Source organism: Paenibacillus campinasensis (assembly GCF_002272015.1).
Classification (GTDB): Bacteria; Bacillota; Bacilli; order Paenibacillales; family Paenibacillaceae; genus Paenibacillus_AQ; species Paenibacillus_AQ campinasensis.
Window position 1 is genome coordinate 33,035 of sequence record NZ_NPBY01000012.1, and the last position, 13,662, is coordinate 46,696.

The following is a 13,662-nucleotide window of genomic DNA, read 5'->3' on the forward strand; positions in this document are numbered from 1 at the left end:
AACGGCTTAAGATAAGTTTCTGTGTGGTAGTAGGAGGAGAGTCGAATTGAAGACGCTGGTCATTGCCGAAAAGCCGGATATGGGGCGCAATATTGCCGCCGTGATTGAACCCCGGGCCAAGAACAATCGGACGTATCTGGAAGGGGAGCAGTACATCATCACATGGGCGATCGGTCATCTGGTCGGTTTGGCCGAACCGGAGGCGTATGACTCGAAGTATAAAAGATGGAATTTCAACGATCTGCCGATCATTCCCGAGCGATTCAAGATCGTGCCAAACCCGAAAACGAAGGATCAGCTGAAAGTGATCGGCGAGCTGGCCAAACGCTGCAGCAGCATTGTCAACGCCTGTGATGCAGGGCGCGAGGGGCAGTATATTTTTGCCTTAATCCAGCAGCAGTTAAAGCTCAGCCAGCCGGTCAAAAGACTGTGGATTTCCGACCTGACAGCCGAAAGCATTGCCAAAGGCTTTGCCGAGCTGAGAGATGGCGCGGAATTTGAATATCTGACCCAAGCGGCAAGAGCGCGCAGCGAAGCGGATTGGCTGATCGGCATGAATGCATCCCGCGCGTTTACGACCAAGCATCATACGCTCCTGTCCGTGGGCCGGGTGCAGACTCCGGTTCTGGCGCTGATCTATGACCGTGAGAAAGAGATTGAGGCGTTTGAGTCGCAGACCTTTTACGATGTGAAGGCGTTGTTCCAGCAGGATGAACTGGAGTATGCAGGAACCTGGCAGGGAGAGCGGCTGACTTCGAAGGAGAAGGCCGATGAGATTGCAGGCAAGGTGAAGGGGAAAACCGGAAGAGTTGCAAAGTATGAAGTCAAGGAGACGAAGGAATATCCGTTCAAGCTGTATGATCTAACCTTGCTTCAGCGTGAAGCGAACGCGAAGTTCGGCTATTCCGCGAAAAAAACGCTGGACATTGCCCAGGCGCTGTATGAGCGGCATAAAGTGATCTCTTATCCCCGTACGAACTCCAACTATGTAAACGAACAGAATATCGACGGGATGCATAAAGCGCTGCACATGCTGAAATCGACACCGTATAAGGAGATGGCGGAAGCGGCAGATCCGGGCCGGGTACATAAAAACAACAGGGCGGTCTGCAATCCGCAGCGGGTCGAGGATCACCATGCAATTCTGCCGACGCTGAAGCGTCCGGGCACGTTGAGCAAGGAAGAGCAGCAGATTTATGATCTGATCATCATCCGTTTTCTGTCCCATTTCTACCCGCCGGCGATGTATAAGCAGCATACGGTTATGACAGAGGTGGAAGAGGAGACCTTCAAGACCAACATCAAGGAGCTGCTGTCTCTCGGCTGGAAGGTGCTGTTGGAGAAGGAGCAGGGGGAGAAGGAGAAGAAGCGGTCCAAATCATCCAAGAAAGGCAAAGAGGATGAGGAGGAAGAAACGCTGGAATGGAATGATCGCCCGTTTGTGATCCAGCCGGAGCTTCCGGTTCAGTGCAAGCGCTCCGAAGTAAAGGAGAAGGCCACCCAGCCGCCCAAAAGTTATACGGAGGGGACGCTGCTGAAAGCGATGGAAAGCGCGGGCAAATCGATGGAAAACGAAGAGCTTCGCGATGCGATGAAGGAGAGCGGGCTCGGCACGCCGGCCACCCGTGCAGCCACGATTGAGCGGCTGAAGAAGGTTGGCTATATTACGATGCAGGGCAAACGGATCACCGTGACCCAAAAAGGGAGATCCGCGGTGGAGCTGATCCGGCATGCAGGCGTTGAGCTGCTGGCGTCACCGGAGATGACCGGGCAATGGGAGCGGAGGCTGAACCAGATTTCCAAAGGGGAAGCGTCTGCGGAACATTTCATGCACAATGTGCAGAAGTTTACACTTTCGATCATCAGCAAGGTGTCGACGCAAAGACCTGCCCCGCCGTCGATGTTTGAATCGGAGAAGGATCGCGCGAAAGGCAAGGGGCGCGCCGGAGGCAGAGGCGGTAAAGCCGCATCGACTGCGGGCTCGGGTACGGTGAAGGGCCGCACGACGCGAACGAACGATGCTGGTCCTGGTCAGGAATCCGGACAGGTACGGGAACAAGCTCGTATTCAAGGATCTGCACAAGGGCAATCACGTGGTCAAGCAGAACGTATGCAGGATACCGGATTGTCTGCTGCAAGCAAGCCGGTAACTCCTGCGGCAAGAGAAACCTTCGGCATCTGCCCGAAGCAGGGCTGCGGCGGTCAGATTATCGAGGGCCGCAAGGGCTATGGCTGCACGCACTTCAAGCAGGGCTGCGGATTTGTCATCTGGAAGGAGTTTGCCGGCAAAAAAATTTCGCATCCGATGCTGAAATCGCTGCTGTCCCAAGGGAAAACACAGCTGCTGTCGTTCAAGCGGGAGGATGGATCCTCATATAAGGCGCGGATTGTACTAAGCGCTACCGGGGATGGCAAGCTGGCACTGCAGCCAGAGGCAGCAAATGAAGCTGCGCGGTAAATCGTGCGCACTACGGGTTCATCCTGTGCTCCATTCATTCATCCGCTCGCTTGTCGAGTGTGATCAACACTGAACAGCACGTATACAACAGGGCTGCCGATCGGTCAATGTGCAATGACCTTTCAGGCAGCCCTGTTTGTGCTGACAGTTGGTATAGCTATATAGGTGCTGCTTGCTTCTCACGCCAGCGTTACGTCTTCCATTCCAAACCCCTGGAGTAGATGTTCGCTTGAGGCAGCGTTAGGCGATGCCTCAATGACAACAGGTACTACGTGAGGTGGTTGTGGATGACCTCCGGCACTTCGGTCAGGGCGGATACGGTGTACAGCACATGATGCGGCTTGACGTTGATTTCAACGAGGTTGTATTCCCATTCCAGCTTTTGTTCGATATAGATGCAGTTGATGCCGGCCGACAGGGCAGGCATAACATCGGTACGCAACGAATTGCCGATCATCCAGGTGCAATGGCGATCGAAATGCTTCAGCGTGAGAATGTTCTCAAGCGCTTCTACGTTTTTGTGCTGGCGAATATAGATACGATCGTCAAAATAATCGGCAAGCTTCATCTGCTCAATCTTGCGCTGCTGGATCCGAGCTTCCCCGCCGGTATACAGATACAGGTGATGGCCTTCGCCGCGAAGCCGCTCCAGCGTTTCGACCATCCCGGGATAAGCCTCAACTTCCTGTTCATACACGCTCATTCCGAGCGAGAACAGCTGCTTCTCTTCTTCCGCGTTCAACTCGCGTCCGTATTGTTCGCTGAAGAAGCGGTAGGTGGCAATGAGCGACTCAGGAAAGTTCACGCTGGCGAAGCCCACCTTGTTCACGCCGGCCACATCGATTTCGATCTGCTTGGCGCGAACCAGTTCGGTGGTAAGCCCGTACGGCTCAAACCAGGCGGTCATCTGCTCGAAATATTCTCCCAGAACAAGCTCGAAATATTTATTGCAATGAATCAATGTATCATCCAAATCAAAGATAAGATGCTGCGATTGTTGGTTCATAAGTGATCTCCTTCTCGGTGCAGGAAAATATAAAATTGCTTCATCCTCTTATCGGTGACAGGCCCAGCACACCACCTTTTAGGACAGACGAATATAATTCTCCAGGAACATCTGCAGCTCTGACGCGCCGTCCGGCCGCAGGCTGAATCGTTCGTTATTCTCGGATTTCAGATGGGATCGAAGCAGTCCTGCCGCTCTTAGAATCATCAGATGGTGCATCAGCGTTTCGTAGGGCTGTCCAAGCTCGACCGCCATCTCCGATACGGCCTTCGGCTCATCGGCGATATAGCGCAGCAGCTTCAGCCGCTCCGGATCCGCCAGCGCTTCGGTCATGCGCAGCAGCACGACAGGCGGCTCATCCTCGTCTTCTTCGGGAATATCAATCGGATACTGGAGCAGAATCAGATTGTCATAGAAGCAGTATGTGTTGATCGGCCGAAAGTGAGTGCCTGGAAACAGCGTAACGTTTGTCTGCGGCACGTGATCGAGAATGACACCGCTGGAGGCATATTCGATCAAGTTTTCCGGATCCATCTTCGTCAAGAGCAGCTGCTTCTCTTCGGCATCCTCTTGCAGCAGGGGGCGAAGATCGCTCTCTACTTCGGCAAAATAATGCTCGTGCCACAGCTTTAATAGCGGTGTATAGCTTGTGCGAATTCGGTTCGTTTCATCCGCCGTCAGCCAGGAAATATGCTCGGCGAGCAGGCGATGCAGCTCATCGGAGGATGAGGTTTCCAGCCAGTGCAGAAAGTCCGGAATCTCATCATGCTCTCCTCTCAGCATAACGATGGCGTACAGCACATCATAATCGGCCAGCGGCCAGAAGCGCGCTTCGCCCATTTGCACGCGCACCGGCTGGGGCAGACAGGCATCCATTCGCGTAATGAGCTGTTTGCCAATGTCCAGATTGTCCGTCCACTTCCTTGTTGCATATACCATAAAGCTGCTGACCAGCTCGTATACTGTGGATACATCGATATGAACTTTATATGTCATGAATAAGTACCCTCCCAAGTGATGGCATTGTAATTATTATGGCTTGTATCGAATGGGGTTGTCCACTATAATGTTCATTTGGCTGTTTGATTATTTGCTTTTATGACAGAGGGGGAAGCGTGGTTCGTGACACAAGCTGGACATACCCGGCAGGGGAACATTCATTATTTTATACTTATAGGGGTTGTGATTGCTGCAGGTCTAAGTCAAGGCCTGCTGCTTCCGGTCCTGGCCATATTTCTGGAGCGGATGGGCATATCGTCCACGATGAACGGACTGAACGCGGCGGCGCTGTATGTCGGCTCCTTCGCCATGACGCTGGTGGCCGAGCGGGTGCTCGGCTGGGTAGGTTTCAAGAAACTGATTGCCGCCGGTCTTGTGCTGGTGATGCTCTCGCTGCTTGCTTTTCCGTTAATCCCAAGCGTTGCGCTATGGTTCGTGCTGCGCTTGCTGGTTGGTATCGGGGACAGCGCGCTGCATTATGCGTCACAGCTGTGGATTCTGATGATGTCAACGCCGGAGAACCGCGGGCGAAGCATATCGTTCTACGGCATGTCCTACGGGATCGGATTCAGCATCGGTCCGCTTGGCATCTCCCTGCTGAAATACGGGGAGGCCGTACCGTTTATTATTTTGGCAGTTCTGTTCTTGCTGCTGCTGGTTGTGGTGCTGTTTAAGCTGCCGGATCTGAAGCCGGAGCGGAGCCAGGGCACGGAGACGGCCGGAGGAGGAAGATACCGCACCAGCTATCGGCTGGCCTGGTATGCGTTAATTCCGGCGTTTCTGTATGGATATATGGAGTCGGGCATTAACAGCAGTTTCCCGGTATATGGCCTGCGCACCGGGTTTACGGTAGAGCAGATCGCGGCGCTGCTGCCTTTTGTCGGCATTGGCGGATTGCTGCTGCAGCTTCCGCTCGGCATGTGGAGCGACCGGTTCGGCCGCAAACGGGTGCTGACGTTCGCCGGTATTACCGGGGGACTCTGCTTCCTGCTTATACCGCTGGCGGGCACGAGTTTTTGGATGACGCTGGTTCTGCTGACGATCGCCGGCGGATTCGTCGGTTCCTTCTTCTCGCTCGGACTTGCCTATGCGGCAGATATTTTGCCGCGCACGCTGCTGCCTGCAGCCAATGTGGTGGCTTCGTTTCACTTCAATGCCGGCAGTATCGCCGGACCGAACGCAGGCGGGGCGATCCTCGGGACCGGCTGGAATGGCGGCATGTTTGTACTTCTTGGCGGACTATACATTTTATTCGCATGTACCGGCATATTATTTAAGGTAAAGAAATCAACCGCGGATCAAGAATCGCTATAGAGTCTCTTGTCGGCTGCATCTACTGGTATATCAAGAGGGCACGGCACCGAAGGGAACGTGTGTTCTCATGGAATTTGCCGCCGCTTTCTTCTAAACTAGAGAGTAGGAATATGCACTTGACGGGAGAGACGAATAGATGATCAAAGTGGAACGGCTTAAGAAGACAGTTGGACCTGATAGAACCCCTGTGCTCAAAGATATCAGCTTCCAGATGGAAACCGGGGAAATGATCGGATTGATCGGTGCCAGCGGAAGCGGGAAAAGTCTGATGATGGGCTGCCTCGCGATGAAGGAACGATGGGACGGCGGCAAATTGCTCATTGACGGAGAAGATATGATGAATCCCTCGGGGAAACGGACAATCAAGAGGGAGTGGGCATATCTCGAGCAGAATCCGACGCTCAATGTGAACCGGACCGCGCTGAAGAACGTACTGATCGGACAAGCGAGTCAGACGCCATGGTGGCGGATGGTGACCGGCATGGTCCGTTCCGATGATTATATGGGAGCGATGGATACGATTGAGCATCTGGGGCTGCTTGACAAAGCGCATCGCAAGGCCGGAGAGCTGAGCGGGGGAGAGAAGCAGCGCATCGCGATTGCCCGTGCCCTTGTGCATGGCGCGAAGGTCATTCTGGCTGATGAGCCGGTGATGGGACTTGATCCGGGCTCTGCCGAGCATGTTCTGAAGACGTTGAAATCGCTATGCGAGGAGGAACGTTTGACGGTCATCACGGTCATTCCGATCGAGCTGGCCGAGAAATTCTGCACCCGTATCATCGGGCTGGCCGATGGTCAAATTGTGGTGGATGTCACCGGCAGAAGGCTGACACATGGCGAGAAAGCCAGGCTGTAAAACCATAGTCGCCCACAATGGCGCTTATAATAGAAATGAGTTGATAAGGATTGAGACACAAAATAGTGCAGGCTCTGTCTTCTTTGCTGCTCGTCATCATGCTGAGCGGCTGCTCCTTCATTGAGGACCCGATATCCTTGATTAAAACGCCGGATTTGCCTGCGGACAAAGCTTCGCTTAACGGGGTGATCCAGTCTCAGCTTCCAACAGGGGCATCGATTCTGAGGCCGCGCAGCGATACGGACAGCAGTCAGATCCGGATCGAGGATCTGAACAATGACGGCATTCTTGAGGCGGTGGTCTTCTACCAGACGCCGGATGAAGAGATTCAGGTGCACGGTATGATTTTGCAGCAGCAGGGCGACACCTGGGTAAAGAAGCTGAATTTTGACGGGGAAGGGACCGTACTGGAATCATTCGATTTCGTGGACCTGACCAACGACGGCAATTATGAGATTGTGGCCGGTTTCTCGCGCGGGGACAGGGAACTGCAAAACGGGCTGATCGTCTATCAGTTTACAGGCGATGCGCTGGAGAAGCTGGTTCCTCTTCCTTATACGCACTTTGAGATCGGAGATATGAACGGAGACGGCGCCAACGATCTTACGGTTGTATCCCTCCAGAAGAACGAACTGTCCTATATTGTGACGTATCAATATAACATCTTCGATAAGACGTTTAGTGAAATCGACCGGCTGGACCTTGGGTCCAACGTGGAGAGTTATTACAATATTGTCGCAGGAGAAGTGGCGGAGGATAAAGAAGGGATTATACTGGATACGCTCGTATCCTCGAATGATTCCTTTACCAAGCTGATCATTATGGAGGACAACAAGTTTATCGATGTCATTAAGGATGACTCGATGACCTATAAGCCGTTTCCGATCGATAGCGAGGATATTAACGGCGATGGCATTCTGGAGATCGGGGTGCCGGAGACGCCGGTCGGATGGGAAAGCAGGCTGTATGAGGAAATTCCGTATTTCACTACGTATTATCAGTGGGACGGGGAGCTGTCCGAGGAAGGCAAAAAAGGCACATTGAACTTCGTGCTGCAGCGTTATCATGATATCAACAACCGTTTCTATTTGAATTTTCCGGAGGAGCTCTACAACCAGATTACGATCACGCCGGAATCCAACAAGGAAAGTTATTTGAACTTTGTTAAGACGGAGACGGGGGAGTCGGTCGCGGAAATTCAATTCTTCAACATGACCCAGTGGGCTGAAGCAGATCCGGGCTGGAACGTGCTGATCAGAGATAAGAACCGGGTCATTGCCTACCGCAGCCACGGGGATTTGAAGTTTACCAAAAAAGAGAATAAGCCAAGCAACAATGTGGCTCCTATCGAAAGAAAGGGGAACTAAATCTTGAGTAAAGTGCTCATCCTTGAAGACGAAGAATCGATTCGCAGTTTTATAGTCATCAATCTGAAGCGCAACGGCTTTGATGTGCTGGAGACCGGCAACGGCAACGAAGCGCTGTCGATGCTGCAGTCAACGCCGGATATCGACATTGCACTCCTGGACGTTATGGTGCCGGGCATTGACGGATTTGAAGTGTGCCGCAGAATTCGGGAAACGAACGAACGGCTCGGCATCATCTTCTTGACCGCCAAGGTGCAGGAGCAGGATAAAGTCTATGCGCTGTCCGTCGGCGCTGACGACCATGTCAGCAAGCCGTTCAGCCCGACCGAGCTGATCGCGCGCATCCAGTCGCTGCTGCGCCGGGTCAATGTGCAGCGGGCCGGAGCCGCGAAAGTATCCTTCCAGTCCGGACCGTTCTCGCTGGATCTGATCACCAAGCAGTTCAAGAAGAACGGGAAGCTGATCGAGCTGACGCCAACCGAGTTTTCGCTCGTTCAGTTCTTTTTCGAGAAAGAAAATACGCCGCTTAGCCGGGATGTGCTGCTCGACCATGTGTGGGGCAAGGAATATATGGGCGATCCCAAAATTGTGGATGTGAACATCCGACGGTTGCGTCAAAAAATCGAAGAAAATCCTTCCGAGCCGGAATTTCTCCAGACGGTATGGGGACACGGCTATAAATGGAAGGGTCAGGGACAATGATCAAAAAAGGCATAAAGCGGCAGATTGTGCTGCACTATTTTCTGGTAGTGTTTATGGCGCTGCTGCTGGTTGAGATTATCTTTCTCATCGCGATACGAACATACTATTATGATACGGTATACAATCATATCCAAAACCATATTCGGCTGGCCAACGACTTCTATCAGCCGTTCCGGCTGCCGAATTCGGATAACGTGAATCAGCTGGGAGAAATGCTGAGACATTTCGATCTGGATAATACCGAGCTTCAAATCGTGAATACATCCGGCCGGGTGCTGACCACCTCGACCGGCTTTGACACTCAGCAGACGATTGCGTCCAGTGATTTCACCCAGGCGCTGGCAGGGGACACCAGCCGGTGGGTGGGGCGAGATCCGGGTACGGGGCAGATCGTGATGGCGGTGTCCCAGCTCGTTCAGGGCGGGGAGGATCAATATGTGCTTCGCTATGTCACCTCGCTGGAGAAAATGAACAACAAGCTGATGAACATCACGCTGTTTGCGATCAGCATCGGTGCGGCAGTACTGGCCACGGTGCTGGCTTTCAGCATCGGTCTGGCGAATTCGATTGTGAAGCCGATCAACAATATAACGACCGTCTCCGCCCAGATGGCGAAGGGGAAATTCGATGTTCGCATCAAGGGCGATTATCGCTATGAACTGGGAGAACTCTCCTCGACGCTGAACTATATGGCACAGGAAATCGTGCGAAGCAATCAGGTGAAGGATGACTTTATCTCATCGATCTCCCACGAGCTTAGAACCCCGCTCACAAGTATTAAAGGGTGGAGCGAGACGTTGAATGTGGGCGGCTACGACCCAGAGGAAACGAAGCTGGGGATGCAGATCATCACGAAGGAAACGGACCGGCTGATCGGTCTTGTGGAGGAGCTGCTGGACTTCGCGAAGCTGCAGCAGAACGAGATGAAGCTTGTCATGAGCAGCGTCAATCTCAAGGAGCTGCTGCAGGAGATTATACTGAACCTGTGGGCCAAGGCCGAGCAGAAAGGGGTCAAAATATTGCTCGAATCGGAGGAAAAGCCGGTCATACACGGCGACGCCAACCGGTTGAAGCAGATTTTCCTCAATATCGTCGACAATGCGGTCAAATTCTCCCACGAGAACGGCGTCATCACGCTATCCTTCACGATGGAGGAGAAGTTTGTGACCGTGACGGTGCGCGACCAAGGCATTGGCATCTCCGAGGAGCATCTCCGGCGCGTGAAGGATCGCTTCTTCCAGGTCAATCCGCTTAATGGCGGTACAGGGCTGGGACTGGCGATTACACAGCAGCTGGTGGAGCTCCACCACGGCTCGATGGAGATGGAGAGCGTCCTCGGCGAAGGAACCTCGGTGATGGTTCGCCTGCCGCTGCCGGAGGGTGAACCTCCCGGGGCGCAGAGCGAAGATGCTGAATTCGGGGCAGAGGCCATGAATCCGCATCATCCGCTCGCGTGAACAACAATAGCATAAGCTCTCCCATCATGAGAAAAAGGGGCATCCCAGGCTGACACAACACCTTGGGATGCCCCTTTCGTATTCATTTGAATCAAGAAGAAGATACGTTGGCGCGAAGCCGTCCTTTCTCGTAAACATCCTGCAGCAGACGCGCAGGCTGTGTACGCACGGTCGGTTTCGGCAGTACGGTCTCGTATGGACCAACCACGACAACATGGCCGGGTGATCCCTGCACAACCGCACCATCCTTGATCACAGCGCCTTCGCCGATAATGGCATGCTCGATGTGAGCAGCCTTGCCGATTTTGGCGTTTGGCATAACGACGCTGTCCTTCACCAAGGAATATTTGCCGATCTCGGCACCGCAGAAGATGACCGAGCTTTTGGCTTTGCCTTCAAAGGTGCATTGATCGTGGATGAGGCAGTCGGCATAATCCGTCATTCTGGCGCGGGCCGCCGTCGCTCTGGTCAGCCATGGACGTGTGAACATCGGCCAATCCTGACGTTCCAGCACAAGCTCACGTCCTCTCAGGACGTCCATGTGGGCCTCCCACAAGCTCTGAACGGTACCGACATCACGCCAGTAGCCCTGGAAGCGGTAGGCGAGAAGAGGCTCGTTGCCCGCCAGCATTTTCGGAATGACATCCTTCCCGAAATCATGGCTGGACTGCGGATCTTGCGCATCCTCCATCAAATATCGCTTCAAGTAATCCCACCGGAACAAGTATATGCCCATCGAGGCAAGGTTGCTCTTCGGCTCTGCCGGCTTCTCGGCGAATTCTGTAATCGTCAGGGAATCATCCACACTCATGACACCGAATCGGCTCGCATCCTCCCATGGCACTTCCATCACCGAAATGGTGGCCGATGCCCCGCTGTTCTTATGATTATCAAGCATCTGCCTGTAATCCATATGGTAAATGTGATCTCCGGACAACACGAGCACATGCTCCGGATTCTGTTCATCGATATATTTCATATTTTTATAAATAGCATCTGCCGTACCAAGATATTCCTTCTGGTCTGTGTCATACGAAGGCAGCAGTGAAATCCCGTCTCTGCCGCTGCGTGTCAGACCCCAAGGATCGCCTTCCCCGATATGTCTGTGCAGTGAATCTGCCTCATATTGAGTTAATACTCCCACCGTGTCAATGCCGGAATTCACGCAATTGCTGAGAGGAAAATCGATAATCCGGTAATGCCCGCCGAAAGGTACAGCAGGTTTTGCCAGCTTAGAGGTCAGAGGTGCCAATCTCTTGCCTTCACCTCCGGCCAGAAGCATAGCGATGCAGTCTTTTCTCTTCATCACGTTTCCCTCCCAATTTTTTTCAACGTTGATACTTACATAACCGACATGCTCGGGGTTTGAAACGATTATATTGAAATATTGAAATGAAAATTTACACTGCTGTATTGGTGTTTCGTGAGATGGGAAGCAAAAGATGTTTTGTTATTTTCAAGCTGGTTAAAATGGGTTAATAGCATTAATAACTGTAATTTTATGCCGAAGCAGGTGATAAGTATTGAATGCTCAAGAAGTCAGGGAAGGAAGCATAACTCCTGAACAAGTGTACTTATTCCATGAAGGAACTTCATTTCACAGCTATCGATGGATGGGCGCACACCCTGCAAGGGAAAACGGAGAAGAGGGAGTACGCTTTACCGTCTGGGCCCCCTGCGCAAGGCAGGTCGGGGTCGCAGGGGACTGGAACGGTTGGGACGGCTCGCAAGACACGTTATATAGGATGCCCCAATCCGGGATCTGGAGTCGTTTTTTTCCGGGGCTTCAGGCTGGGAATTTGTACAAATATCACATCACCGACCAGCATGGGGCGTCCTTCCTGAAGGCAGATCCGTATGCTTTTCACGCCGAAGTGAGACCGAATACCGCGTCTGTCGTGACAGATCTAAGCGGGTACAACTGGAACGATGCCGCGTGGCGGCGCAAGCGAAGAGCTCCTTATGCCAAACCGATGAACATCTACGAGCTGCATGTCGGCACATGGCGTCAGAAGGCGGACGGCTCCTTTTATACATATCGTGAGCTGGCTGATTTGCTGGTGCCTTATGTGCTGGAGATGAATTACACCCATGTAGAATTGATGCCGCTTGCCGAGCATCCTTACGATCTGTCCTGGGGCTATCAGGAAACCGGTCTGTATGCCGTGACAAGCCGCTATGGCAGCCCGCATGACTTCATGTATCTGGTCGACCGTCTCCATCAAGTCGGCATCGGGGTGATTCTGGACTGGGTGCCTGCCCACTTTGCCAAGGATGCGCACGGACTCCGCTTGTTTGATGGTTCGCCGCTGTATGAATACGCAGATCCGTTAAAGGCAGAAAAGCCGGGCTGGGGAACGCTTTCTTTTGATTATTCCAAGCCTGAAGTGGTCTCATTCCTCGTCTCAAACGCCATATTCTGGATGGAAATGTATCATATTGACGGTCTGCGGGTGGATGCGGTAACGAGCATGATCCGGCTTGATTTTGAGAAAAGAGAAGAACAGTACAGCCGAAACGCGCAGGGAGGTCTTGACAATACGGAAGCGGTCGCCTTTCTGCAAACGTTGAACAAAACGGTGTTTCATTATTACCCGAACTCCTTGATGATGGCCGAGGAATCGAGCGCCTGGCCCGGCGTGACGGCTCCGTCGCATGAGGGCGGTCTGGGCTTCAACTACAAATGGAACATGGGCTGGATGAACGATACGCTGAAGTATATGGAGCTTGATTTCGGGGCCCGGCATGAGAAGCATCACCTGCTGACGTTCCCGATGTGTTACGCCTACTCGGAAAATTTCGCGCTTCCGCTGTCCCATGATGAGGTCGTTCACGGCAAACGCTCGCTCTTGAACAAGATGCCCGGCACCTATGAGCAGAAATTTGCCGGATTACGTCTGCTGCTTGGGTACCAGATTACGCAGCCAGGCAAAAAGCTGACCTTCATGGGCGCTGAATTCGGTCAGTTCATCGAGTGGAAGGACCAGGATCAGCTGGATTGGTTTCTGCTCGATTATGACAGCCATCGCCGGCAGCTTGCCTATACCGCGGCGCTGAATAAGCTGTATCAGCAGGAGCGCGCCTTATGGGAGCTGGATCACAGCTGGGAAGGCTTCCAGTGGATCAACGCAGATAATGCGGAGCAGGGCGTGATTATATATATGAGGAAAGGGAAACGAGCCGGTGACACGCTGATTGTGGTCATCAATTTCCAGCCGCATGCTTATGAGCGGTACCGGATTGGCATGCCGCGCACAGGGGAATATGTCGAGGTGCTGAATTCCGATCACCACGATTATGGCGGGGAAGGGATGCTGAACCCGAAACCGCTGCATACAGAGAAGCTGTCATGGCACGATCAGCCATGCAGCGTGGAAATTGCACTTCCGCCGCTTAGCATTGTCATGCTGAAGAAGAAGAGCCCGCAGCGGCGCAGCAGCGCTAAACGGTCTGCGGCACGTCAAGCTTCATCACAGACAGAGAAAATTAAACGACTGTAATCC

The 13,662-nt window shown here is 53.0% G+C and carries 10 protein-coding genes; 7 read left to right on the plus strand and 3 right to left on the minus strand.

Features of this window, described 5'->3' with window-relative positions; genetic code table 11:
- Positions 1-46 precede the first annotated feature (46 nt).
- Complete coding sequence (locus tag CHH67_RS03970) at positions 47-2,458, plus strand: type IA DNA topoisomerase (RefSeq protein ID WP_095263693.1); 2,412 nt, start codon at positions 47-49, stop codon at positions 2,456-2,458.
- Positions 2,459-2,726: 268 nt separating this feature from the next.
- Here the strand turns inward: CHH67_RS03970 and CHH67_RS03975 are convergent, their stop codons facing one another.
- Both CHH67_RS03975 and CHH67_RS03980 read right to left on the minus strand, forming a co-directional pair.
- Complete coding sequence (locus CHH67_RS03975) at positions 2,727-3,464, minus strand: HAD family hydrolase (protein WP_095263694.1); 738 nt, start codon at positions 3,462-3,464, stop codon at positions 2,727-2,729.
- Positions 3,465-3,542: 78 nt separating this feature from the next.
- Positions 3,543-4,460 carry an ArsR/SmtB family transcription factor gene (locus CHH67_RS03980; protein ID WP_095263695.1) on the minus strand — a complete coding sequence of 306 codons (918 nt, stop codon included), beginning with the start codon at positions 4,458-4,460 and terminating at the stop codon, positions 3,543-3,545.
- Between the two features lie 126 nt (positions 4,461-4,586).
- Here CHH67_RS03980 and CHH67_RS03985 point away from each other — a divergent pair, with 126 nt between their 5' ends.
- The 5 genes from CHH67_RS03985 (at position 4,587) to CHH67_RS04005 (ending at position 10,159) form a co-directional block, all read left to right on the plus strand.
- A complete protein-coding gene (locus tag CHH67_RS03985; protein WP_244908076.1) occupies positions 4,587-5,777 on the plus strand; it encodes an MFS transporter in 1,191 nt (396 codons plus the stop codon).
- A gap of 136 nt (positions 5,778-5,913) precedes the next feature.
- Positions 5,914-6,633: a phosphonate ABC transporter ATP-binding protein gene (locus tag CHH67_RS03990; protein WP_095263697.1), complete on the plus strand. Its 720-nt coding sequence runs from the start codon at positions 5,914-5,916 to the stop codon at positions 6,631-6,633.
- A gap of 50 nt (positions 6,634-6,683) precedes the next feature.
- The gene (locus tag CHH67_RS03995) at positions 6,684-8,000 is read left to right on the plus strand and encodes a hypothetical protein (protein WP_095263698.1); all 1,317 of its coding nucleotides are present in this window, start codon (positions 6,684-6,686) and stop codon (positions 7,998-8,000) included.
- A gap of 3 nt (positions 8,001-8,003) precedes the next feature.
- Positions 8,004-8,702 (plus strand): response regulator transcription factor, encoded by a 699-nt coding sequence (locus CHH67_RS04000; protein ID WP_095263699.1) that lies wholly within the window; start codon positions 8,004-8,006, stop codon positions 8,700-8,702.
- Positions 8,699-10,159 carry a sensor histidine kinase gene (locus tag CHH67_RS04005; RefSeq protein WP_095263700.1) on the plus strand — a complete coding sequence of 487 codons (1,461 nt, stop codon included), beginning with the start codon at positions 8,699-8,701 and terminating at the stop codon, positions 10,157-10,159. The genes CHH67_RS04000 and CHH67_RS04005 overlap by 4 nt, the downstream gene beginning before the upstream one ends.
- 91 nt (positions 10,160-10,250) lie before the next feature.
- On the opposite strand, the gene CHH67_RS04010 is transcribed toward CHH67_RS04005, so the two are convergent.
- Complete coding sequence (locus tag CHH67_RS04010; protein ID WP_095263701.1) at positions 10,251-11,465, minus strand: glucose-1-phosphate adenylyltransferase; 1,215 nt, start codon at positions 11,463-11,465, stop codon at positions 10,251-10,253.
- A 217-nt stretch (positions 11,466-11,682) separates the two neighbouring features.
- Here CHH67_RS04010 and glgB point away from each other — a divergent pair, with 217 nt between their 5' ends.
- Positions 11,683-13,659: a 1,4-alpha-glucan branching protein GlgB gene (glgB, locus tag CHH67_RS04015; protein ID WP_095263702.1), complete on the plus strand. Its 1,977-nt coding sequence runs from the start codon at positions 11,683-11,685 to the stop codon at positions 13,657-13,659.
- Positions 13,660-13,662 lie beyond the last annotated feature (3 nt).

Excerpts from the sequence above, each read along its gene's own strand:
- CHH67_RS03980 (WP_095263695.1), bottom strand. The coding sequence starts at position 4,460 with ATGACATATAAAGTTCATATCGATGTATCCACAGTATACGAGCTGGTC.
- CHH67_RS03990 (WP_095263697.1), top strand. The coding sequence starts at position 5,914 with ATGATCAAAGTGGAACGGCTTAAGAAGACAGTTGGACCTGATAGAACC.
- CHH67_RS03975 (WP_095263694.1), bottom strand. The coding sequence starts at position 3,464 with ATGAACCAACAATCGCAGCATCTTATCTTTGATTTGGATGATACATTG.
- CHH67_RS04005 (WP_095263700.1), top strand. The coding sequence starts at position 8,699 with ATGATCAAAAAAGGCATAAAGCGGCAGATTGTGCTGCACTATTTTCTG.
- CHH67_RS04010 (WP_095263701.1), bottom strand. The coding sequence starts at position 11,465 with ATGAAGAGAAAAGACTGCATCGCTATGCTTCTGGCCGGAGGTGAAGGC.